The sequence below is a fragment of the Herbidospora sp. RD11066 genome (assembly GCF_054661255.1).
In genome coordinates this window covers 22,744-41,677 of sequence record NZ_BAAGDO010000008.1, presented here as the reverse complement: position 1 = coordinate 41,677, position 18,934 = coordinate 22,744, and the positions used below count along the sequence as shown (strand labels likewise).

Here is an 18,934-nt window from a genome sequence, read left to right as displayed (position 1 = left end):
TCGACCTGAGGCTTTTCCCGAAAAGGAGTGCCCGTGGGACACCTCCACAACAACTACGGACCCGAGGCCCGCTCGGCCGTGGAGCGCGAGGCCGCGCTGCCCACCACCATGCACGAACGCGAGATCGCCCGCGGTCTCGAACTCGGGCTCCAGGGCGCCGACTCGATCGTCGACCGGACGATCCCCACCTTCTCCCGCGGCGAGCTGCCGCACTTCGCCGGGATCAACACCTTCCTCAAGGCCCCGTACGTCGAGGACGTCCGCCTCTGCGGCAACTACGACGTGGCGGTCATCGGGGCGCCGTTCGACGGCGGCACCACCTACCGGTCGGGGACCCGGTTCGGGCCGCAGGGCATCCGCAAGATCAGCGCCCTCTACGGGCCCTACAGCTTCGAGCTCGGCGTCGACCTGCGCGAGTCGATCACGATCTGCGACCTGGGTGACATCTTCACCATCCCGGCCAACATCGAGAAGACCTTCGACCAGATCTCCAAGGGCGTCTCACACGTCTACGAAAGCGGCGCCTTCCCGGTCGTGCTGGGCGGGGACCACTCGATCGGCTACCCGACCGTACGGGCGGTGGCCGAGCACCATTCCGGGAATGTCGGGATCATCCACTTCGACCGCCACGTCGACACCCAGGAGACCGACCTCGACGAGCGGATGCACACCACGCCCTGGTTCCACGCCACGGATCTGCCGAACGTGCCGCCGAAGAATCTCGTACAGATCGGGATCGGGGGCTGGCAGGCGCCGCGACCGGGAGTGAAGGTCGGCCGCGAGCGCGGCACCACGATCATGACCGTCACCGACTGCGTCGAGATGGGCATCGAGGCGGCCGCGGAGCGGGCGCTCGAAGTGGCGTGGGACGGCGCCGAGGCGGTCTGGCTGTCGTTCGACGTCGACTGCCTGGACGCCGCGTTCGTCCCCGGCACCGGCTGGCCCGAGCCCGGCGGGTTCCTGCCGCGCGAGGTGCTGAAGTTCATCCAGCTCATCGCCGACGCCCGGCCGCTGGCCGGCATCGAGGTGGTCGAGTGCGCGCCGCCCTACGACAACGCCGACATCACCTCCCTCATCGCCACCCGCGTCATCTGCGACACCCTCGGGTGCCTGGTGCGCGCGGGTCACCTCCCCAAGAAGAAGGGAGCGGCGTGATGTTCCGTCGCCTGCTCGTGGTTCTTTTGCTCTGTACGGCCTGCGGCACCACCCCCACGGCCGAGGAACCGGCCACCCCGACGATCACCCTCGGCTTCAGCGCCTGGCCCGGCTGGTTCCCCTGGCAGGTCGCCGAGGAACAGGGCCTGTTCGAGAAGAACGGGGTCAACGTCGAACTGAAGTACTTCGACAGCTACACCGACTCCCTCAACGCCCTCGCGACCGGCACCATCGACGCCAACAGCCAGACCCTCAACGACACCCTGGCCTCGGTGGCGGGCGGGGCGAAGCAGAGCATCGTCCTGGTCAACGACAACTCGACCGGCAACGACCAGATCATCGCCGCCCCCGAGATCAAGACCCTCGCCGACCTCCGCGGCAAGACCGTCGCGGCCGAACAGGGCACGGTCGACCACTACCTGCTGCTCCTGGCCCTGGAGAAGGCGGGCCTGAAGGAGACCGACGTCAAGTTCACCCCGATGCTGACCGACGCGGCGGCCGCGGCCTTCGTGGCCGGGCAGGTGGACGCGGTCGGCGCGTTCGCCCCCTTCACCTCCACCGCGCTGGAGCGCCAGGGCAGCACGGCCATCGCGACCTCGGCCGACTTCCCCGGCGCGATCCCCGACCACCTGGTGGTGACGCGGGACCTGCTGGCCAAGGACGAGAAGGCGGTGCAGGGGCTCGTGGACACCTGGTTCGACACGATCGAGTGGATCGGTGCGAATCGATCGGCCGCGGTGGAAATCATGGCGAAGCGTGGCGGTGTTACGGCTGATGAGTATGAGACCTACGACAAGGGCACCACGATCTTCTCCCTCGACCAGAACCGCGCCGCCTTCAACGGAGAACTCGGCAAGCAGGCCGAGCTGATCTCCGAGTTCCTCGTATCGACCAAACTCGTCGACGCCGCCCCTCCGCTGGACGGGCTGTTCGTATCCAAATTCGTGGAGGCCGTCCAGCCATGACCCTCGCCAACCACCACCGCGTCCGCGTCACCTCCTCGGGCCCGCTCAACCGCACCACCAGCACCCGCCGCGCGGGCGCCCCCGACACGGCTGCGGCCGATGCGAGCACCCGCGCCTGCCCCGGCGCCCCGACGAGCCCGGCCGGCGACAACCGCGGCACCACGCTCCCCGACGCGCCGTTGAACCGCACCCGCACCACCGTCTCCGCCGGCGAGGCCACGCTCGCCGGAGGGGACCGCAGCCAGATCACCGCTCTGACCGACGTTCCCGCCGTTGTCCATGAGTTCGCCGAGGCGCTTCCGGTGGGGCCGGTGGCCAACTCGGGGCGGCAGGTGGTCGTGGCGGTCACCGACGGGACCTGGCAGGTCGAAGCCGCCGCACCTCATCGAGGTGACTGATGGTCGACGAGGCCGACCCCTCACCACGCAACACGAAATTTCGTGACATCGAAGATGTCGTGAGCCGGGCCGGAGGTGGGTCATGGTGAGCGTGGAGTCGCCCCCGGTCGAGAAGGCCGGCCCATCCGCTCCCCGGGTGAGGCTGCTCAAGACCGAGGTGTCGCGCCGGACCGCCTGGATTCTCCGCGTCGCCTCGGTCGCGGTGCCGTTCGCCGGGTGGTGGCTGCTCAGCGTCTCCGGGCTGGTGTCCGACCGGTTCCTGCCCGCGCCGCCCGAGGTCTGGGCGGCGTTCGTGGAGATGGCGGCCAACGGTGACCTCCAGGACGACCTGCTGGCCAGCCTCGGCCGGATCGGGGCCGGGCTCGGGCTGGCGATCCTGATCTCGGTGCCGCTCGGGTTCCTGATGGGGACCGTCGGCTGGGCGCAGCCGCTGGCCGAGCCGATCATCGGGATCCTGCGCTACCTCCCGGCCTCGGCGTTCATCCCGTTGCTGATCATCTGGCTGGGCATCGGGGAGACGTCCAAGATCGCGTTGCTGGTCATCGGGGTCGTGTTCTTCAACACGCTCATGACCGCCGACGTGGTCAGGCAGGTCCCGCGACGGCTGCTCGACGTCTCGGCCACGCTCGGGGCGGGGCGGGCGCGGGTGGCCGCGCGGGTCGTGTTCCCCTACTCCCTTCCCGGCATCCTGGACGCCCTGCGGGTCAACGCCGCCGTGGCCTGGAACCTCGTCGTCGTGGCCGAGCTGATCGCGGCGACCTCCGGCCTCGGCTACCGGATCACCCGGGCCCAGCGCTTCCTCCAGACCGACCGGATCTTCGCCATCCTCATCGTGATCGGGATCATCGGCCTGACCATCGACATCACGCTCCGCCTGCTCCGCACCAGGGTCGGCAGGTGGTCGGTGTGAGCCTGCGCTTCGAGAACGTGTCGATGGAGTACCAGGCGCACAAGAGCGTCCTGGAGAAGATCGACCTCGAGATCCCCGCCGGGGAGTTCGTCACCGTCGTCGGCGCCAGCGGGTCGGGGAAGTCGACCCTGCTGTCGCTGGTCGCCGGGCTCATCAGGGCCACCCAGGGCCGGATCACCCTCGACGGCGCGGCGATCGAGGGGCCGGGCCCCGACCGGGGCATGGCCTTCCAGTCGCCCTCGCTCTATCCGTGGCGGACCGTCGCCCAGAACGTCGCCTTCGGCCTGGAGACGCGGGACTTCTCCCGTCAGGCGCGCAAGGAGCGCGTCGCGTGGCTGCTGGAGGAGGTCGGACTGACCGAACACGCGGCCAAACTCCCCGGGAGCCTGTCCGGCGGGCAACAACAACGTGTCTCGATCGCCAGGGCGCTGGCCCGCTCCCCCAAGGTCCTGCTGCTCGACGAGCCGTTCGGCGCGCTCGACGTCCAGACGAAAGAGGACATGCAGCTGTTCATCCGCCAGGTCTGGCAGGACCTCGGCACCACCGTCGTCATGGTCACCCACGACGTCGAGGAGGCCGTCTTCCTGGGCCGGCGGGTGCTCGTGCTGGCGAGCGATCCCGGCCGGGTGGCCCGTGACCTGCGGGTCGAGCTGCCCGGCACCGGGCTCGAAGTGAAACGAACCGCCGAATTCCTGACGTTGAGGGCCCAGGTCGAGGACCTGGTCCGCCGCGAACACCGTGCCCACCTGGCGGGCGCGCGAGCCTGAGGCGTTATGTTCGTCGGTGGCATCACCGTTATCGAAGGGATATCGCTATGGCGACCACTCGTACCGCGACGACCCAGTGGAAGGGCGCGCTCCTCGACGGCTCCGGCTCCGTGTCGCTGGACTCGTCGGGCGTCGGCACGTTCGACGTCAACTGGCCGTCGCGCGCCGAGGCGGCCAACGGTAAGACCAGCCCCGAGGAGCTCATCGCGGCTGCCCACTCGTCCTGCTTCTCGATGGCGCTGTCGCACGGCCTCGCCCAGGCGGGCACCCCGCCGCAGACGGTCGAGACCAAGGCCGACGTGACCTTCCAGCCCGGCCAGGGCATCACCGGCATCGTCCTGTCGGTCAAGGCCCACGTCCCCGGCATCACCGCCGAGGAGTTCCAGACGGCCGCCGAGAACGCGAAGGCCAACTGCCCGGTCAGCAAGGCCCTCGCCGGCACCGAGATCTCTCTCAACGCCGAACTGCTCAGCTAAGACGCTCTCCGGAACCGGCCCCCACCCACAAGGCGGGGGCCGTTCCCTTTCCACAAGCCACAAGCCCGTTTTCCGTTACGGCTCCGCCTACAGCGGCCCCGCCCGCCGCCCCCGCGCCTCACCGCATCCGGCGCTCACCACCCGCTCCCGGACCACCCCGCAACGACAAACGCGGAGCGCCACGACATCCCTCTCAGCCCCGCAACGGCAGATCTCGGGCGCCACGACGCCACACTCAGACCACTCCGAAACAGCAGATGCCGGGCGCCACGACACCGCTTCTGCACCATCCCCACGCCGACAGAGCTCTGACGGTCGACCCCTGCTCGTGGCCCAGCGAACCGGAAGCGGGTGGTTGGCGCCGGATACGGGGCGGGCCGGAGACGACGGGCGGTGCCGGCCAGGCGGAGCCGTAACGGAAGCAAAGAGCGGTTATCTGGCCAGGATGTCGTCGAGGTTGTAGGCCACTGGCACCTCGAGCTGCTCATATGTGCACGACTCAGGCGTCCGGTCGGTGCGCCAGCGGCGGAACTGGGCCGTGTGCCGGAAGCGGACGCCCTCCATGTGGTCGTAGGCCACCTCGATCACCAGCTCCGGCCGCAGCGGGATGAACGACAGGTCCTTCTTCGCGTTCCACCGCGAGATCGCCCCCGGCAGCCGCTGCCCCTCGGGACCGCCGCCGACCCCCGCACCGGCCCAGGCCGCCCACTCACCCCACGGATGGTCGGCGGGGTCGGTCACCTTGTAGGGGGCGAGCTCGGCCACCAGCTCCTCACGCCGCTTCATGGGGAACGACGCCGACACCCCGACGTGGTGAAGCTTGCCGTCGTCGCCGTAGAGACCCAGCAGGAGCGACCCCACGATCGGCCCCGACTTGTGCTCGCGGTATCCGGCCACCACGACATCGCAGGTACGTTCGTGCTTCACCTTGAACATGACCCGTTTGTCCTGCTCATAGGGCAGGTCGCCGGGCTTCACGATGATCCCGTCGAGCCCGGCGCCCTCGAACATCTCGAACCATTCGAGCGCCTGCTCCTGGTTCGTGGTGATCGGCGTCAAGCGAACGGAATCGCCCGCCTTGGCGGTCGCCTCGACGAGCAGCCGCCGCCGCTCGGAGAACGGCTTGTCGATCAGGCTCTCGTCGCCGAGGGCCAGCAGGTCGAACGCGATGAACGACGCCGGGGTCGCCTCGGACAGCATCTTCACCCGCGACGCGGCCGGGTGGATGCGCTGCTGGAGCGCCTCGAAGTCGAGCGCCGGCCCGCGCATCACCACGATCTCGCCGTCGAGCACGCACCGCTCGGGCAGTTCGCGCTTGACCGCCTCGATCACCTCGGGGAAGTAGCGCGTGAACGGCCGCTCGTTGCGGCTGCCGAGGAACACGTCGTCGCCGTCGCGGAACACGACGCAGCGGAAGCCGTCCCATTTGGGTTCGTAGAACAGGGTGCCGTCTTGCTCCGGCATCTTCTTGACCGCCTTGGCCAGCATCGGCGACACCGGCGGCTGCACGGGAAGCGTCATGCCCCCTCCTTCACATAGCGGCAGAACAGCGAGCCCTCCTCTTCGAGCACCCCGGCCAGCGTGAACGGGGTGTGGGAGGCGGTGCCGTTGAGCACCCGGGCGGCATCGCCGCCGATCATCAGGGGGGAGACCGTCAGGCACAGCTCGTCGACCAGGCCGGCCGTCGCGAGCTGGGCGTTCAGCCGGGGGCCGCCCTCGCACAGGATGCGCCCGAGACCCCGGGAGCGGAGCTGGGCGACCGCCTCGGCCAGGTCGACGCGCTGCTCACCGGCCACGATCACCTCGGCCCTGCGGGCCGCCTCCTCCCTGCGGTCGGCGGGGGCGGACGCGGTGGTGATCACGATCGTGCGGGATTCGGGGGCGCAGTCGGTGAACAGGGCGCCGCCGAGATCGAGGTCGAGCTTGCGGGTGATGACGGCCACCGGCGGGGCGGCCGGACGCCCCTCGCGCAGGGGCCGCCAGGCGTCGCGGGGCTTGGAGGGGCCGTAACCCTCGATCCGGACGGTCGCGCCGCCCGCCACCACGACGTCGGCGAGCCCGCGCAGGGTCATGAAGACCCGGCGGTCACCCGGCGAGGACAGGCCCCTGGACAGGCCCTTCAGCCAGGCTCCGCCGTCGGCGCTGGACACCATGTTGAGGCGCAGCCACTCGGCCTGAGGGTAGGCGTAGACCGACGGGAGGTCGGGATCGTCGACCGGCTCGGGATGTATCTGGCGCACGACCCCACACTTTCACAGCCCTCCGACAGACGGGGAGAGCGTCCCGGGAGTAACGGTTTGATGTCATGCGGTCGCTGATTGTCAGGTTCGGTGTTGGATCGAGCCAGATGTGGTCGGAGGGGGTTTTCGTGCCGCTTGTCGTGTTGATCGTGTGGTTGGTCGCTGCTTCTGTCGGTGTCTACCTGCTTTACCTGTGGTTACGTGGTGGGGGGCTGCGCCAGCAGGCCACCAAGGTGACCCGTTTCCCGATGGCGTTGATCTTCAGCCATCCGCTGCTGGCGGTGACGGGACTGGCTCTGTGGGCGGCTTTCATGCTGACCGGAATCAGCGCCTACGCCTGGGGCTCCTTCGGCGCGCTGTGCGTCGTGGCGTTCCTGGGGTTCGTGATGTTCACCCGGTGGCTCGGCGGCGGGCGCCATGCCCGCGGCGCCGAGCACCGGTTCCCGATGGTGGCGGTGGGCCTGCACGGCCTGGCGGGGGTCAGCACGTTCGTGCTGGTGCTGCTGACGGCGACCGAGCTGACCGGCCGCTAGCGGCGCACCGCCCGCAGCACCCGGAACGAGCGTGCCGCCACGTCGACGTCGGCGCCCGTGTGGCGCACGTCGGCGGGCGGCTGCCCGGTGCCGCCCGCCCCGGTGGCGGCGTCCGTGGCGGTGTCGAACAGCGACTTCCAGCTCACCGCGAAATCGCGTCCCGGCAGGGTGAACGTGATGTCCTCGTGGTGGGCGTTGATCAGCAGCAGGAACGAGTCGTCGGTGATGCGCTCGCCACGCGTGCCCGGTTCGCTGATGGCGTCGCCGTTGACGAACACGGCCACGGCCTTGGAGTAGCCGGCGTGCCAGTCGGAGTCGTCCATCTCCTTGCCCGCGGGGGTGAGCCAGACGATGTCGCGCACGCCGTCGGACTGCTCGCGGCCGGAGAAGAACCGGCGGCGGCGGAACGCCGGGTGGTCGCGCCGGAAGGCGGAGATCTCCCGGACGAACCTGAGCAGCCCGGCCTCGGAGTCGGCCAGCGACCAGTCGATCCAGGACACCTCGTTGTCCTGGCAGTAGGCGTTGTTGTTGCCGCCCTGGGTCCGCCCGAACTCGTCTCCCGCGGTCAGCATCGGCACGCCCTGCGACAGGAACAGGGTGGCCAGGAAGTTGCGCCGCTGGCGGTGCCGCAGCGCCCTGATCTCCGGGTCGTCGGTGGGGCCCTCGACCCCGCAGTTCCAGGAGCGGTTGTCGTCGGAGCCGTCGCGGTTGCCCTCGAGGTTGTCCTCGTTGTGCTTGCGGTCGTAGGAGACCATGTCGTCGAGGGTGAAGCCGTCGTGGGCGGTCACGAAGTTGATGCTGGCGATGGGGCGGCGGCCGGAGGTGGCGTACAGATCAGAAGAACCCGTGAGCCGGGAGGCGAAATCGGGCAGCGCGGCGGAGGAGCCACGCCAGAAGTCACGCACGGTGTCGCGGTACTTGCCGTTCCACTCGGTCCACAGCGGTGGGAAGTTGCCGACCTGGTAGCCGCCGGGGCCGACGTCCCACGGCTCGGCGATCAGCTTCACCTGGGAGATCACCGGGTCTTGCTGGATGAGGTCGAAGAAGGCGCTCAGCCGGTCGACGTCGTGGAGCTCGCGGGCCAGCGCGGCGGCCAGGTCGAAGCGGAAGCCGTCGACGTGCATCTCCAGCACCCAGTAGCGCAGCGAGTCCATGATCAGCTGGAGCGCGTGGGGGCTGCGCACGTTGAGGGAGTTGCCGCAGCCGGTGTAGTCGAGGTGGTAGCGCCGGTCGGCGTCCTGGAGGCGGTAGTAGGAGTTGTTGTCGATGCCCCGGAAGCCCAGCGTGGGCCCCATGTGGTCGCCCTCGGCGGTGTGGTTGTAGACCACGTCGAGGATGACCTCGATGCCCGCCTCGTGGAGCGACTTGACCATGGCCTTGAACTCCAGCACCTGCTCACCACGCTGCCCCGACGAGGAGTAGGCGTTGTGGGGCGCCAAGTAGGCCATCGTGTTGTAGCCCCAGTAGTTGGTGAGACCCCGGGCGACCAGGAAGTGCTCCGGCACGTACTGGTGGATGGGCAGCAGCTCGACGGCGGTGACGCCGATCGACTTCAGGTGCTCGACGACGGCCGGATGGGCCAGCCCGGCGTAGGTCCCGCGCAGGTCTTCGGGAACGGCCGGATGGAGCTTGGTCAGCCCCTTCACGTGGGCCTCGTAAATCACGGTCTGGTGATAGGGGATGCGCGGAGCGCGATCGTTTCCCCAGTCGAAGAACGGCGACACGACGATGTTCTTCGGCATGTACGGCCCTGAATCACCGAGATTCAGCCGCCGGGGATCGGCGAAGTCGTAGGAGAAAAGTGACTCATTCCATTTGACCTCGCCCTCGATCGCCTTGGCATAGGGGTCGAGGAGCAGCTTCGAGGGGTTGCACCGGTGACCCTGCCGGGGGCTGTGGGGGCCGTGCACCCGGTAGCCGTAGCGCTGGCCAGGGGTGACTCCGGGCAGGTAGCCGTGCCAGACGAAGCCGTCCATCTCGGGGAGGTCGACGCGGGTCTCGTGACCCGAGTCGTCGAAAAGACACAGCTCGACCCGCTCGGCCACTTCGCTGAACATCGAGAAATTGGTGCCGACACCATCCCAGGTGGCACCGAGCGGATAAGGCTCTCCAGGCCAGACGTCGCGCATGCAGGTCCTATTCTCGCGTCCCGGGATTTTCCCTACCCGTTCATTCGATTTAACACAGGTGGGAGCCCTACCCAACAGGAGCCGGAAGAGCCACATGAATGGATCAGTGGGTCAACAGGGGTTCCGTTCTCCCGCCGAGGCCCCGAGCAGCAGGTCACGGAGGTCGAGCGCGAGATCGTAAGGCCCCCACAGCGCCGTCAGGACGAACGCCGCGACCGTGACCGGCAAGGTTACACGGTGCCGGGGTGGCGCCCCGAGGAGGGCCAGCACCCGCCGGGGCAGCGGACCCGTCCGGTCGCCGATGCCGAGTGTGGCGGGAGGGGTGCCGCGCGACAGCGCGATCCGGCCGAGCACGCGGGCGGCCCGAGCCCGGTCGCCGAGTGCCGTCGCGGCCTGTTCGTCGGCCTGGCGTTCGGTGCTGTAGTCGACCGCCCTCACCACCGGCCGGAGCAGCGGGTTGAGCGCGGCGGCCAGCCGGGTGACGGCCCGGAACACGTGGTGGCGGCCGGTCAGGTGGGCGGCCTCGTGGGCCAGCAGCACCTTCTCCCCGGCCTCGTCGAGCAGGGCCAGCATGCCGGTGGAGACGACCACCCGGCCGGGGCGGCCGGGCAGCGCGAAGGCGTCGGGCGCGGGGTCGTCGAGGATCGCGACCATCCCGTCGTCGGGCAGGTGGGCGAACGCGGCGCGGGCCGCCCTCCCGGCCCGGCGCAGCCGGACCGCCGCGACGGCACAGGCCGTCAGCGCGACCACGAGGGCCACCGTGGCCAGCGCCGCGACCAGCGGGCTGGTCTGGGCACCCGCGCGCAGGAGCGCGACCGGGAGCCCGGTCAGGTCGGCGAACCGCGTGAGCTGCACCAGGCCCCCGGCGGCCAGCGCGAGCAGCGTGAGCGTGGTGGCCAGGGCGGTGAGCCCCGACAGCGCGGTCAGCAGCCAGGTGGCGGCCCGGGGCGGCAGGCGGTCGGACAGCGGCCGGGCCAGCGGCACGACCAGCAGCGACACCACGAACGGCAGGTAGCCGTCGGCGTCCATGAACCACGCCATCAGGGCCCCAGCAGGGCGCGCAGCACCCGCTCGTCGTCGGGCGACAGGCCGTCGACGAACCGGGCCAGCACGGCCTCGCGGTCGGGCCCGCCCTCCATGACCTGCCGCATGCGCCGGGCGGTCAGCCCGCTCTCGTCGTCGACCGGCCGGTAGACGTAGGAGCGCCCGTTCTTCATCCGGGTGACCAGGTTCTTCGCGTGCATCCGGGTCAGGATCGTCAGAACCGTCGTGTACGCCAGCTCGCCCGCCAACCGTTCCTGCACGTCACCGGGGCTGAGCGGCCTCCCGGCCTCCTGGAGCACCGTCATGACCTCGGCCTCCAGCGAGCCGGCGGCCCGGCGGTGGTGGTCGGTCATGTGCCCAGTCTGTCATGACTTGCGAGGTTAGGTGAGCCTCAGCTAACTTCTACAGCACTGTAGTTGATCCGAGGAGTTCCGCCTTGTCCGTCAAAGCCCCCCTTCTGCTCGCGGGCGTCCTGCTCGCCGCGCTGACCGCCTGTGGCGGCGCCGAGGAGACGGCCGCCCCGGCGCCCTCCGCCGCCGCCTCCGCACCCGCCGCGATCACCGTCTACAGCGGCCGGAGCGAGGAACTGGTCAAGCCCCTGATCGACAGGTTCAGCCAGTCGAGCGGCGTCAAGGTCGACGTGCGCTACGCCGCCACCGCCGCCATGGCCGCCCAGCTCCTCGAAGAGGGCGAGCGGTCCCCCGCCGACGTGTTCTTCTCCCAGGACGCCGGCGCGCTCGGCGCCGTCGCCAAGCAGGGCCTGTTCGCCCCGCTGCCCGCCGATGTGACCGCCAAAGTGCCGGAGACCTACCGGGCCAAGAGCGGTGAGTGGGTCGGCGTGACCGCCCGTTCGCGCGTGCTCGTCTACCACCCCGACCAGGCGAAGGACCTGCCCGCGTCGGTGTTCGACCTGACGAAGCCCGAGTGGAAGGGGAAGGTCGGCGTCGCCCCCACCAACGCCTCGTTCCAGGCGTTCGTGACCGCGATCGTCGTCCAGCACGGCGAGGCGAAAGCCAAGGAGTTCCTGGCCGGGCTCAAGGCCAACGAGCCGGCCGTCCGCGACGGCAACGGCCCGATCCTCGAAGAGGTCGAGTCGGGCAAACTGGCCGTCGGCCTGATCAACCACTACTACCTGGGCGAACTCGCCAAGGAGCGCGGCACCACGCCGGATCAGTTGAACGCCAAACTGCACTTCTTCCCCGGCGGCGACTCCGGCGCCCTGGTCAACGTGGCCGGGGTCGGCATCCTCAAGAAGGCCGCCGCCGACCCGAACGTGAAGGCGTTCGTCGACTACCTGCTGAGCGCCGACGCGCAGACCTACTTCGCCGAGCAGACCTACGAATACCCCCTGATCGGCGGTGCCGCGGCCCCCGCCGGGGTGCCCGCGCTGGCCGAACTCCAGGCGCCCGCGGTCGACCTCAACGACCTCGACCAGTTGGAGGCCACGATCGCGCTGATCCAGGAATCGGGGCTCGTGCCCTGACATGCGCGCACTCCCCCGGCGGCCGCTGCTGCTCGCGCTCTCCGCGCTGGCGGTGGCGGTCGCCCTCATCCCCGTCGGCTATCTCGTGCTCCGCACCGCCCAGGCGGGCTGGGCCGAGGTGGCCGCCACCCTGTTCACCGCCCGGGTGGCCCGGCTGGCCGCGCTGACCCTGGCGCTGGCCGCCGTGACGACCCTGGCCTGCCTGGTGCTGGGCGCGGGCGCCGCCTTCGTGGTGGTGCGCACCGACCTGCCCGCCCGGCGGGCCCTCGCCGTGCTCGCCGCGCTCCCCCTGGCGGTCCCCACCTACATCGCCGCGTTCGCGTGGCGGTCGGCGTTCACCGGCCTGGAGGGGTTCTGGGCGGCGGCGCTGGTGCTCACCCTCTGCTCCTATCCGTACGTCCTCCTCCCGGTCGCCGCCGCCTTCGCCGGTGCCGACCCGGCCCAGGAGGAGGTGTCCCGCTCCCTCGGCCGGGGCCCGTGGCGCACGTTCACCGGGGTCACCCTCCGGCAGGTGCGCCCGGCGCTGGCGGGCGGCGGTCTCCTGGTCTTCCTGTACGTCCTGTCGGACTTCGGCGCCGTCTCGATCCTGCGGGCCGACACCTTCACCAGAGCCGTGTTCGTCTCGTTCGACCTGGGTTTCGACCGGACCGGCGCCCTGGTCCTGTCGACCACGCTGGTGCTGGTCACCGTGGTCGTCCTGACCGCCGAGACGTTCGGCCGACGCAGGGGCGCCCGGCACACCGCCGCCTCGGGACGGCCCCCGCTGAGGCTGCACGTGCCGCCGGTCCCGGTGATCGCCGCGTTCGGCGCGGTGGCGGCGCTGGCGCTGGGCGTCCCGGCGGTCAGCCTGGCCCGGCGGATGGCCGAGGGGGTGTCCCGGCCGGGCCCCGAGATTCTCGACGCGGTCTGGGGTTCGCTGTCGTTCTCCGCGCTCGGCGCCGGGCTGACCATGCTGCTGGCGCTGCCGCTCGGGCTGCTGACCGCCAAGGCGCCCGGCCCCGCCGCCACGCTGCTCGACCGTCTCGGCTATCTGGGCCACGCGCTGCCCGGGGTGGTCATCGGCCTGTCGCTGGTGTCCTTCGGGGTCGGGGTCGCCTATCCGCTGTACCAGACGACGTGGCTGCTCGTGGTGGCGTACACGACCCTGTTCCTGCCCTTGGGAAGCGCGGCGGTCGCGGGCGCGGCGGCGCTCGCCCCGCCGGTGCTGGAGGAGGTGGCCCGCTCCCTCGGGAAGGGCCCGCTCGCGGTCCTGCGCACGGTGACGCTGCCGCTGACCCTGCCCGGGATCGGCGCGGGCGCCGCGCTGGTGTTCCTGACCTGCATGAAGGAACTCCCGGCGACCCTGCTGCTGCGCCCGACCGGCGCCGAGACCCTGACGACCCGGCTGTGGACCCACACGACCGTGGGCGCCTACGCCGCCGCCGCGCCCTACGCCGCCCTGCTCGTCGTCCTGTCGTCGCTGCCCACGTGGCTGCTCACCCGGAGGTCCCTGCCATGAGCCGCCTCGAACTCCGCGGCCTGACCAAACGCTTCGGCCCGGTCACCGCCCTCGACGACGTCGGCCTCATCGTCTCCTCCGGCACCCTGCTGGCGGTCCTGGGCCCGTCGGGCTGCGGCAAGACCACCCTCCTGCGCTGCGTGGCCGGCTTCGAACGCCCCGACGCGGGCGAGATCATGGTCGACGACCACCCGATCCCGGCCGCGATACCCCCTGAGCGCCGCAAGATCGTGGTCGTGCCACAGGAGGGCGCCCTGTTCCCCCACCTGCCGGTACGCGAAAACGTCGAATACGGCCTCACCCGCTCGGAGCGCCGCTCGGGCCGGGCCTTGGAGGTTCTGGAACTGGTCGGCCTGGCCGGATACGGCGACCGGATGCCCCACCACCTGTCGGGTGGCCAGCGCCAGCGCGTCGCCGTGGCCAGGGCCCTCGCCCCCAGACCGTCCCTGATCCTCCTGGACGAACCCTTCAGCGCCCTCGACGCGACCCTGCGCACCGAGATGCGGGAGGAGATCAGAGCCGCCCTCCACGACGACGGCGCCACCGGCATCCTGGTGACCCACGACCAGGGCGAGGCCCTGTCGATGGCCGACGAGGTCGCGGTCATGCGCGACGGGAGGGTCGTTCAGTGCGCGCCGCCTGCGGTGGTCTACCGCGAACCTGCCGATACGTGGGTGGCGGGCTTCGTGGGCGAGGCGGTGTTCGTGCCGATGGGGCCTGAGGTGGCCATGATCCGGCCGGAACAGATCAGGATCACGTTCGGCGGCGTGGAGGCAGAGGTCCTGGGCCACACCTTCCACGGGCACGACGCGACGGTGCGGCTGCGCCTGGCCGACGGGGGTGAGGTGGTGGCCCGGGTGCCGGGGCACCTGGTTCCGGCGACGGGGGGACGGGTCGGTGTCGTGATCGACGGACCGCTCCGGACCTATCCGGGACGGGTCCAAGAGGGCCCGCCCGGCATTCTGGCCGGTTCACAGATCATCGACATGGCCTAAGGAGTCCGGCCGGAATCTCGCGTTCTGTGACCTCCCGATCTGAGCAGGCGCTCAAGATCGGCCTTCAGCTGTTCCTCCTCGATCCGGTATTCATCCAGGTGCTTGAGGAGATGCGCCTCGATGACGGACACCGAAGCATCGGCGGGCGGAAAATCGTCCAGGGCGGAGCACGTGAACGCAGGGGATTCCGTCCTCGAAGTGAACATTGGGACCGATGTCCGCTGAAGAGACTTCAGTAACGAGCGGCCGGCGATGGACGCCCTTCGACGGGTGGATCTGCAGGTCATCGCCCACGTGGCGCAGCCGAGGAAGCCGAGTGCCGTGCCCAGTTTGAAGAGCTTGCCGGGCCGGTCGTCGATCAGGGCGGTCAGCTCCTCCGCCCGGCCTTCGGCGAGTTCTGGATCTTCGAACTGCCACCGAGCGGCGACTCTGACGCATTTCCGGGCCAGCCACGGTGAGACGTCGCACATCTCGTTGACCGCCAGCGAGACGACGACACCGATGACGAACTCGATCATCGGGCGTCCCCGAGCCCACGAAGCCACGACAGAGAACGGAAGCCGAGAACCGGCCTGGTCCGGCAGAACTCGGGACGACGCTCACGGAGAAGGGCACCGGCCGCGGGTACCGCTTCGCCCGTCAGCTTGTAGAACCTCTTCCGAGGACTCGACTGGTCGTCGTCGAGCTCTTCCCAGCGCCACTCGACCCAGCCGCGCTGCGCCAGCCGGTCGAGCACCTTGTACACGGTGGGCCCCGCCCGATGCGTCTCTTTCATGATCGCCCACCCGTGCAGTTCCTCTCCCCCGGCGGACGCGCGGTAGAGCGCTTCCAGGACGTCCAGGGTCGGCTGGGTGATGCGGTCGAGATCTTGAAGCATGCCACTTATCGTACATAGGTGAAATAAGAGCATTGACTGTAGATTGCCCAGATTTGGGCCGGGACTCTAGTTAGAGTACGAACATGGGTGTGCCACGCATGACCCTCCAGACGCAGCTTGTCCTGCGAACGCTCCTTGAGCATCCGGATCATGAGATGTACGGACTGGAGATCTGCCACGCGGCCGGACTCGCTCCAGGGACGATCCAGCCGATCCTGGCGCGGCTGGAAGGCGTCGGCTGGCTGGAGTCCCGGTGGGAGGACGTCGATCCCCACGAGGCGGCCCGGCCGAGGCGGCGGTACTACGGCTTCGCGCCGAGCGGGGCCGACAAGGCCAGGCAGGCACTCGAAGCGGCCCGGTCGCGGAACACCTCGGGAGGCCCCTGGCTTCTCCGTCCGGGTGGTGCGAGTTGACCGACGCCGCAGCATCCATGAACAGCCCCCACCACGTCATCGGGGGCTACTACCGGCGCGCGGTCGCCCTCCAGAGCATTCACTACTCCATCGGTGAAGTCGGCCGGGAGATCGTCGCCGACCTGCGCAGGATCAGGACTCCGCGCGATTTCCGGCCGCTGAAAATCCAGAAGGCGACGGCCGGTCTTCTGTGGGGCCTCAGGGAATATGAGAGCGAGGTCCGTCGCCTCGCCGTGGACCTGAAGGTCGGCGCGTCGATGATCGACGGCTACAGCACCGAACTCCTTCGCGCGGCGAATCTCGCGGAACAACTGGTCGGATCAGCCGTGACCAGCAGCGACTCCCTCCGGGCGCTGAACGGGATGCTGGAGTTCGTCGTATCGGGCGCGACCAATCTGGACCTGTCGTCCGGGCTGGCCTCGGTCACCGCCTTCACCATCGCCCTGTCGCGGGAGATCAATCAGTTCAACGGCCAGGAGATCCTCAAGACCCTCGACACGTGCTACCAGGAGGCCGTCCGGCAGGCCGACGAGAAGGCGATCGACGTCGAGACCGAGTCATCCGGCGACTCGATGAAGCCCGATGGTCTCGCCATGTCGCTCGTGCGATTCATGCTCAAGGTGCTGCCCTCGGTCTATCGCCATCGATATTCAGAGGAACTGCGCGGCGAACTCCACGCGCTGGCCACCGCAGGCGCCACGCGGGCGATGCAGATCATCTACATGCTTCAGCAGATCTCCCGGGTGGTCCAGCTCCGAACCGCCCTGCACACACCCGACCGACCCAGGTTCCACCGGTTGCGGCAGTCGGCGTGCTGGATCCTCGAATCGACCGTCCGCACCTGGTCCGTCACCGTGGTGCTGCTGTTCTGGGGCGGCGCGGAGACGGCCACCGACACCGGCATGGGTGCGGCGATCGTGTTCGTCGTCAGCGGCGCCGCGGCCTACGGCACCGGGGTCTCCTACCTGCGAAACCGATGGAACGTCCAGGTCAAACGGCCTGATCGCGAAGACTCGTGATCGACGTGTCTATTCGGGCCGCGCCTTGGACGGCTGCACCCGCTTGGGCTCCCCCGGCATCTTCGGATAGTTGGGCGGATAGGGCATGTCCCCCCGCCCATCCTTCTCGTACACCTCAAGCAAGCCCGTCAGATCGCACGCCACCTCATCGATCCCCTCATGAGGATCGCCGATATTCGCGAACCGCCCCGGCATCGTCCGCAGCGTGAAATCGGCCGGGTCACACGACTCCAGTTCCTCCCACGTCACCGGCGCCGACACCTGCCCGTCAGGCCGGGCCCGCACGGAGTAAGCAGCAACGACCGTCCGGTCGAGGGCGTTCTGGTTGAAGTCGATGAAGACGCGTTCCCCCCGCTCCTCCTTCCACCACGCCGTGGTGGCCAGGTCGGGGATCCGCTTCTCGACCTCCCGGGCGAACCCGATGCCCGCGTATCGAACCTCGGTGAACGTCCACCGAGGCTGGACCCGGACCGTGATGTGGATCCCCCGATTCCCCGACGTCTTGGGAAACCCCGTCAGCCCCAGGTCGGCGAGCACCTCGCGGGCCGTGAAGGCGACACGACGCGCTTCGTCGAAGCCGGTCCCGGGCTGGGGGTCGATGTCGATGCGGAGTTCGTCGGGGTGGTGGAGGTCGGGGACCCTGGCCGCCCACGGGTGGAAGTCGATCGTGCCGAGGTTCGCGCACCACGCGATGCCGGCCACCTCGGTCGGGCGGAACGCGTCGGCGGTGCGGCCCGACGGGAAGTGGACCTCGGCGGTCTGCAGCCAGTCGGGGTGCTTGGGCATGCGCTTCTGGTAGATCGCGTCGGTCTGGACGCCGTCGGGGTGGCGCTTGATGTAGGTCGGGCGGTCGCGGACCGCGCGCAGGATGCCGTCGCCGACGCTCAGGTAGTACTCCACCAGGTCGCGCTTGGTGGCGGCGATGTCCGGGAAGTAGACCTTGTCGGGGTTGGTGACCTTGACGGTCCGGTCCCCGGCCTCGATTTCGATGAACGGCGAAGGCATGTTCGAACCCTACCCACTGGGAAGGTTCCGCCCTCCTGATCGGTTGAGTCAGGTGAAAACCCGTCCAGAAAAGGCTGGTGGCTATGAACAAGGTCATGAAGACGGACGCCGAGTGGCGAGTCCAGCTCAACCCCGAGGAGTACCGGGTGTTGCGGCAGGCGGGCACCGAGCGGCCCTTCACCGGGGAATACGTCGACACCAAGACCGAGGGCGTCTACTCGTGCCGCGCCTGTGGCGCCGAGTTGTTCACCTCGGACACCAAGTTCGAGTCGCACTGTGGCTGGCCCTCGTTCTACCAGCCCAGCGCCGCCGACCACGTGACCCTGATCGAGGATCGCAGCCTCGGGATGGTGCGCGTCGAGGTGCGCTGCGCGACCTGTGACTCTCACCTGGGGCACGTCTTCCACGGCGAGGGTTACCCAACCCCCACCGACGACCGCTACTGCATCAACTCGGTCGCGCTGAACCTCAGCCCTTCGGCTTCGGGTAAGTAACCCGGCAGTCGTCGTCCTTCGGGCCGAGGATGTTGGCCAGCACCGGGTTGCCGTTGCCCCCGGTGCGGGCCTGGACGAACACGACCCGCTTCTCCACCCCGAGTTCGGCCAGATACTGCATGCCCCGCTCGCACAGCCTGAGGGCGGCCGGCGAGTTGTCGTTCGACTCGGGCAGGTCGGTGTAGATGCGCAGGTAGGTGCCGCTGGTGCGGATGTCGGTGATGTGCTCGTGGGTCTCGTCGGCCCACCGCTCGTCGAAGTAGGCGAGGGCGTCCTTGTCGGAGTACTTCGACTCCTTGCGTTCCTTCTTCTCTTTCTCCGCCGTCGACGGCGCCCGGACCGCCGGAGCGGCCGTCGGCGCGGCGGGCTCCTCGATGGACGCGGTGCGGACGGGTGCCTGCTCCCCGCGCGTCGCGAGAAGCGGCACCACGACGGCCGTCACGCCGAGCCCCAGGCACGAGACGCCGACGACCACTTCGGTGGCGCGCGACCGTGACCTGCGGCGTTTCCCCGTGGATCGTGCCATATTCATC

Annotated in this window: 22 protein-coding genes; 13 read left to right on the top strand and 9 right to left on the bottom strand. The window is 69.5% G+C overall.

Annotated elements, in window-relative coordinates:
- Positions 1 to 33: 33 nt before the first annotated feature.
- The 6 genes from ACYQ78_RS27610 (at position 34) to ACYQ78_RS27585 (ending at position 4,671) form a co-directional block, all read left to right on the top strand.
- Positions 34 to 1,155: an agmatinase family protein gene (locus ACYQ78_RS27610; protein ID WP_459803844.1), complete on the top strand. Its 1,122-nt coding sequence runs from the start codon at positions 34 to 36 to the stop codon at positions 1,153 to 1,155.
- On the top strand, positions 1,155 to 2,120 hold the full coding sequence (locus tag ACYQ78_RS27605; protein ID WP_459803843.1) for an ABC transporter substrate-binding protein: 966 nt from the start codon (positions 1,155 to 1,157) through the stop codon (positions 2,118 to 2,120). Before ACYQ78_RS27610 ends, ACYQ78_RS27605 begins: the two co-directional genes overlap by 1 nt.
- Positions 2,117 to 2,518: a hypothetical protein gene (locus tag ACYQ78_RS27600; RefSeq protein WP_459803842.1), complete on the top strand. Its 402-nt coding sequence runs from the start codon at positions 2,117 to 2,119 to the stop codon at positions 2,516 to 2,518. The genes ACYQ78_RS27605 and ACYQ78_RS27600 overlap by 4 nt, the downstream gene beginning before the upstream one ends.
- A gap of 82 nt (positions 2,519 to 2,600) precedes the next feature.
- A complete protein-coding gene (locus ACYQ78_RS27595) occupies positions 2,601 to 3,428 on the top strand; it encodes an ABC transporter permease (RefSeq protein WP_459803841.1) in 828 nt (275 codons plus the stop codon).
- Positions 3,425 to 4,195: an ABC transporter ATP-binding protein gene (locus ACYQ78_RS27590; RefSeq protein WP_459803840.1), complete on the top strand. Its 771-nt coding sequence runs from the start codon at positions 3,425 to 3,427 to the stop codon at positions 4,193 to 4,195. The genes ACYQ78_RS27595 and ACYQ78_RS27590 overlap by 4 nt, the downstream gene beginning before the upstream one ends.
- 47 nt (positions 4,196 to 4,242) lie before the next feature.
- Positions 4,243 to 4,671 (top strand): OsmC family protein, encoded by a 429-nt coding sequence (locus tag ACYQ78_RS27585; protein ID WP_459803839.1) that lies wholly within the window; start codon positions 4,243 to 4,245, stop codon positions 4,669 to 4,671.
- Between the two features lie 432 nt (positions 4,672 to 5,103).
- Here ACYQ78_RS27585 and ACYQ78_RS27580 read toward each other — a convergent pair whose 3' ends face one another.
- Both ACYQ78_RS27580 and ACYQ78_RS27575 read right to left on the bottom strand, forming a co-directional pair.
- Positions 5,104 to 6,192 carry an ATP-dependent DNA ligase gene (locus tag ACYQ78_RS27580; protein WP_459803838.1) on the bottom strand — a complete coding sequence of 363 codons (1,089 nt, stop codon included), beginning with the start codon at positions 6,190 to 6,192 and terminating at the stop codon, positions 5,104 to 5,106.
- The gene (locus tag ACYQ78_RS27575) at positions 6,189 to 6,911 is read right to left on the bottom strand and encodes a pyrimidine reductase family protein (RefSeq protein WP_459803837.1); all 723 of its coding nucleotides are present in this window, start codon (positions 6,909 to 6,911) and stop codon (positions 6,189 to 6,191) included. The genes ACYQ78_RS27580 and ACYQ78_RS27575 overlap by 4 nt, the downstream gene beginning before the upstream one ends.
- A 128-nt stretch (positions 6,912 to 7,039) precedes the next feature.
- Here ACYQ78_RS27575 and ACYQ78_RS27570 point away from each other — a divergent pair, with 128 nt between their 5' ends.
- Positions 7,040 to 7,444: a hypothetical protein gene (locus tag ACYQ78_RS27570; RefSeq protein WP_459803836.1), complete on the top strand. Its 405-nt coding sequence runs from the start codon at positions 7,040 to 7,042 to the stop codon at positions 7,442 to 7,444.
- Here ACYQ78_RS27570 and glgX read toward each other — a convergent pair.
- The 3 genes from glgX to ACYQ78_RS27555 form a co-directional block, all read right to left on the bottom strand.
- A complete protein-coding gene (glgX, locus tag ACYQ78_RS27565) occupies positions 7,441 to 9,573 on the bottom strand; it encodes a glycogen debranching protein GlgX (RefSeq protein ID WP_459803835.1) in 2,133 nt (710 codons plus the stop codon). The two genes, ACYQ78_RS27570 and glgX, sit on opposite strands and share 4 nt — an antisense overlap.
- Before the next feature lie 111 nt (positions 9,574 to 9,684).
- On the bottom strand, positions 9,685 to 10,614 hold the full coding sequence (locus ACYQ78_RS27560) for a M56 family metallopeptidase (RefSeq protein ID WP_459803834.1): 930 nt from the start codon (positions 10,612 to 10,614) through the stop codon (positions 9,685 to 9,687).
- Positions 10,614 to 10,970 (bottom strand): BlaI/MecI/CopY family transcriptional regulator, encoded by a 357-nt coding sequence (locus ACYQ78_RS27555; RefSeq protein WP_459803833.1) that lies wholly within the window; start codon positions 10,968 to 10,970, stop codon positions 10,614 to 10,616. The genes ACYQ78_RS27560 and ACYQ78_RS27555 overlap by 1 nt, the downstream gene beginning before the upstream one ends.
- 83 nt (positions 10,971 to 11,053) lie before the next feature.
- Here ACYQ78_RS27555 and ACYQ78_RS27550 point away from each other — a divergent pair, with 83 nt between their 5' ends.
- The 3 genes from ACYQ78_RS27550 to ACYQ78_RS27540 are packed head-to-tail and all read left to right on the top strand — an operon-like array spanning position 11,054 to position 14,593.
- Complete coding sequence (locus ACYQ78_RS27550; RefSeq protein ID WP_459803832.1) at positions 11,054 to 12,100, top strand: iron ABC transporter substrate-binding protein; 1,047 nt, start codon at positions 11,054 to 11,056, stop codon at positions 12,098 to 12,100.
- 1 nt (position 12,101) lies between these two features.
- Positions 12,102 to 13,598 (top strand): ABC transporter permease, encoded by a 1,497-nt coding sequence (locus ACYQ78_RS27545; RefSeq protein WP_459803831.1) that lies wholly within the window; start codon positions 12,102 to 12,104, stop codon positions 13,596 to 13,598.
- Positions 13,595 to 14,593 (top strand): ABC transporter ATP-binding protein, encoded by a 999-nt coding sequence (locus ACYQ78_RS27540; protein ID WP_459803830.1) that lies wholly within the window; start codon positions 13,595 to 13,597, stop codon positions 14,591 to 14,593. Before ACYQ78_RS27545 ends, ACYQ78_RS27540 begins: the two co-directional genes overlap by 4 nt.
- Here the strand turns inward: ACYQ78_RS27540 and ACYQ78_RS27535 are convergent.
- Both ACYQ78_RS27535 and ACYQ78_RS27530 read right to left on the bottom strand, forming a co-directional pair.
- A complete protein-coding gene (locus ACYQ78_RS27535) occupies positions 14,590 to 15,111 on the bottom strand; it encodes a hypothetical protein (RefSeq protein ID WP_459803829.1) in 522 nt (173 codons plus the stop codon). The two genes, ACYQ78_RS27540 and ACYQ78_RS27535, sit on opposite strands and share 4 nt — an antisense overlap.
- The gene (locus tag ACYQ78_RS27530) at positions 15,108 to 15,470 is read right to left on the bottom strand and encodes a PadR family transcriptional regulator (RefSeq protein ID WP_459803828.1); all 363 of its coding nucleotides are present in this window, start codon (positions 15,468 to 15,470) and stop codon (positions 15,108 to 15,110) included. The genes ACYQ78_RS27535 and ACYQ78_RS27530 overlap by 4 nt, the downstream gene beginning before the upstream one ends.
- A gap of 83 nt (positions 15,471 to 15,553) precedes the next feature.
- On the opposite strand from ACYQ78_RS27530, the gene ACYQ78_RS27525 reads away from it, so the two are divergent.
- Both ACYQ78_RS27525 and ACYQ78_RS27520 read left to right on the top strand, forming a co-directional pair.
- Entirely contained in the window at positions 15,554 to 15,883 is a 330-nt protein-coding gene (locus tag ACYQ78_RS27525) for a PadR family transcriptional regulator (protein ID WP_459803827.1), read from the top strand.
- Positions 15,880 to 16,902, top strand: coding sequence for a hypothetical protein (locus ACYQ78_RS27520; protein WP_459803826.1), 1,023 nt, complete (start codon positions 15,880 to 15,882; stop codon positions 16,900 to 16,902). Before ACYQ78_RS27525 ends, ACYQ78_RS27520 begins: the two co-directional genes overlap by 4 nt.
- 9 nt (positions 16,903 to 16,911) lie before the next feature.
- Here ACYQ78_RS27520 and ligD read toward each other — a convergent pair whose 3' ends face one another.
- The gene (gene ligD, locus ACYQ78_RS27515; RefSeq protein ID WP_459803825.1) at positions 16,912 to 17,907 is read right to left on the bottom strand and encodes a non-homologous end-joining DNA ligase; all 996 of its coding nucleotides are present in this window, start codon (positions 17,905 to 17,907) and stop codon (positions 16,912 to 16,914) included.
- Positions 17,908 to 17,990: 83 nt separating this feature from the next.
- Here ligD and msrB point away from each other — a divergent pair, with 83 nt between their 5' ends.
- Positions 17,991 to 18,401 carry a peptide-methionine (R)-S-oxide reductase MsrB gene (msrB, locus tag ACYQ78_RS27510; protein WP_459803824.1) on the top strand — a complete coding sequence of 137 codons (411 nt, stop codon included), beginning with the start codon at positions 17,991 to 17,993 and terminating at the stop codon, positions 18,399 to 18,401.
- Here the strand turns inward: msrB and ACYQ78_RS27505 are convergent.
- Positions 18,376 to 18,927: a hypothetical protein gene (locus ACYQ78_RS27505; protein ID WP_459803823.1), complete on the bottom strand. Its 552-nt coding sequence runs from the start codon at positions 18,925 to 18,927 to the stop codon at positions 18,376 to 18,378. The two genes, msrB and ACYQ78_RS27505, sit on opposite strands and share 26 nt — an antisense overlap.
- Between the last annotated feature and the right edge of the window lie 7 nt (positions 18,928 to 18,934).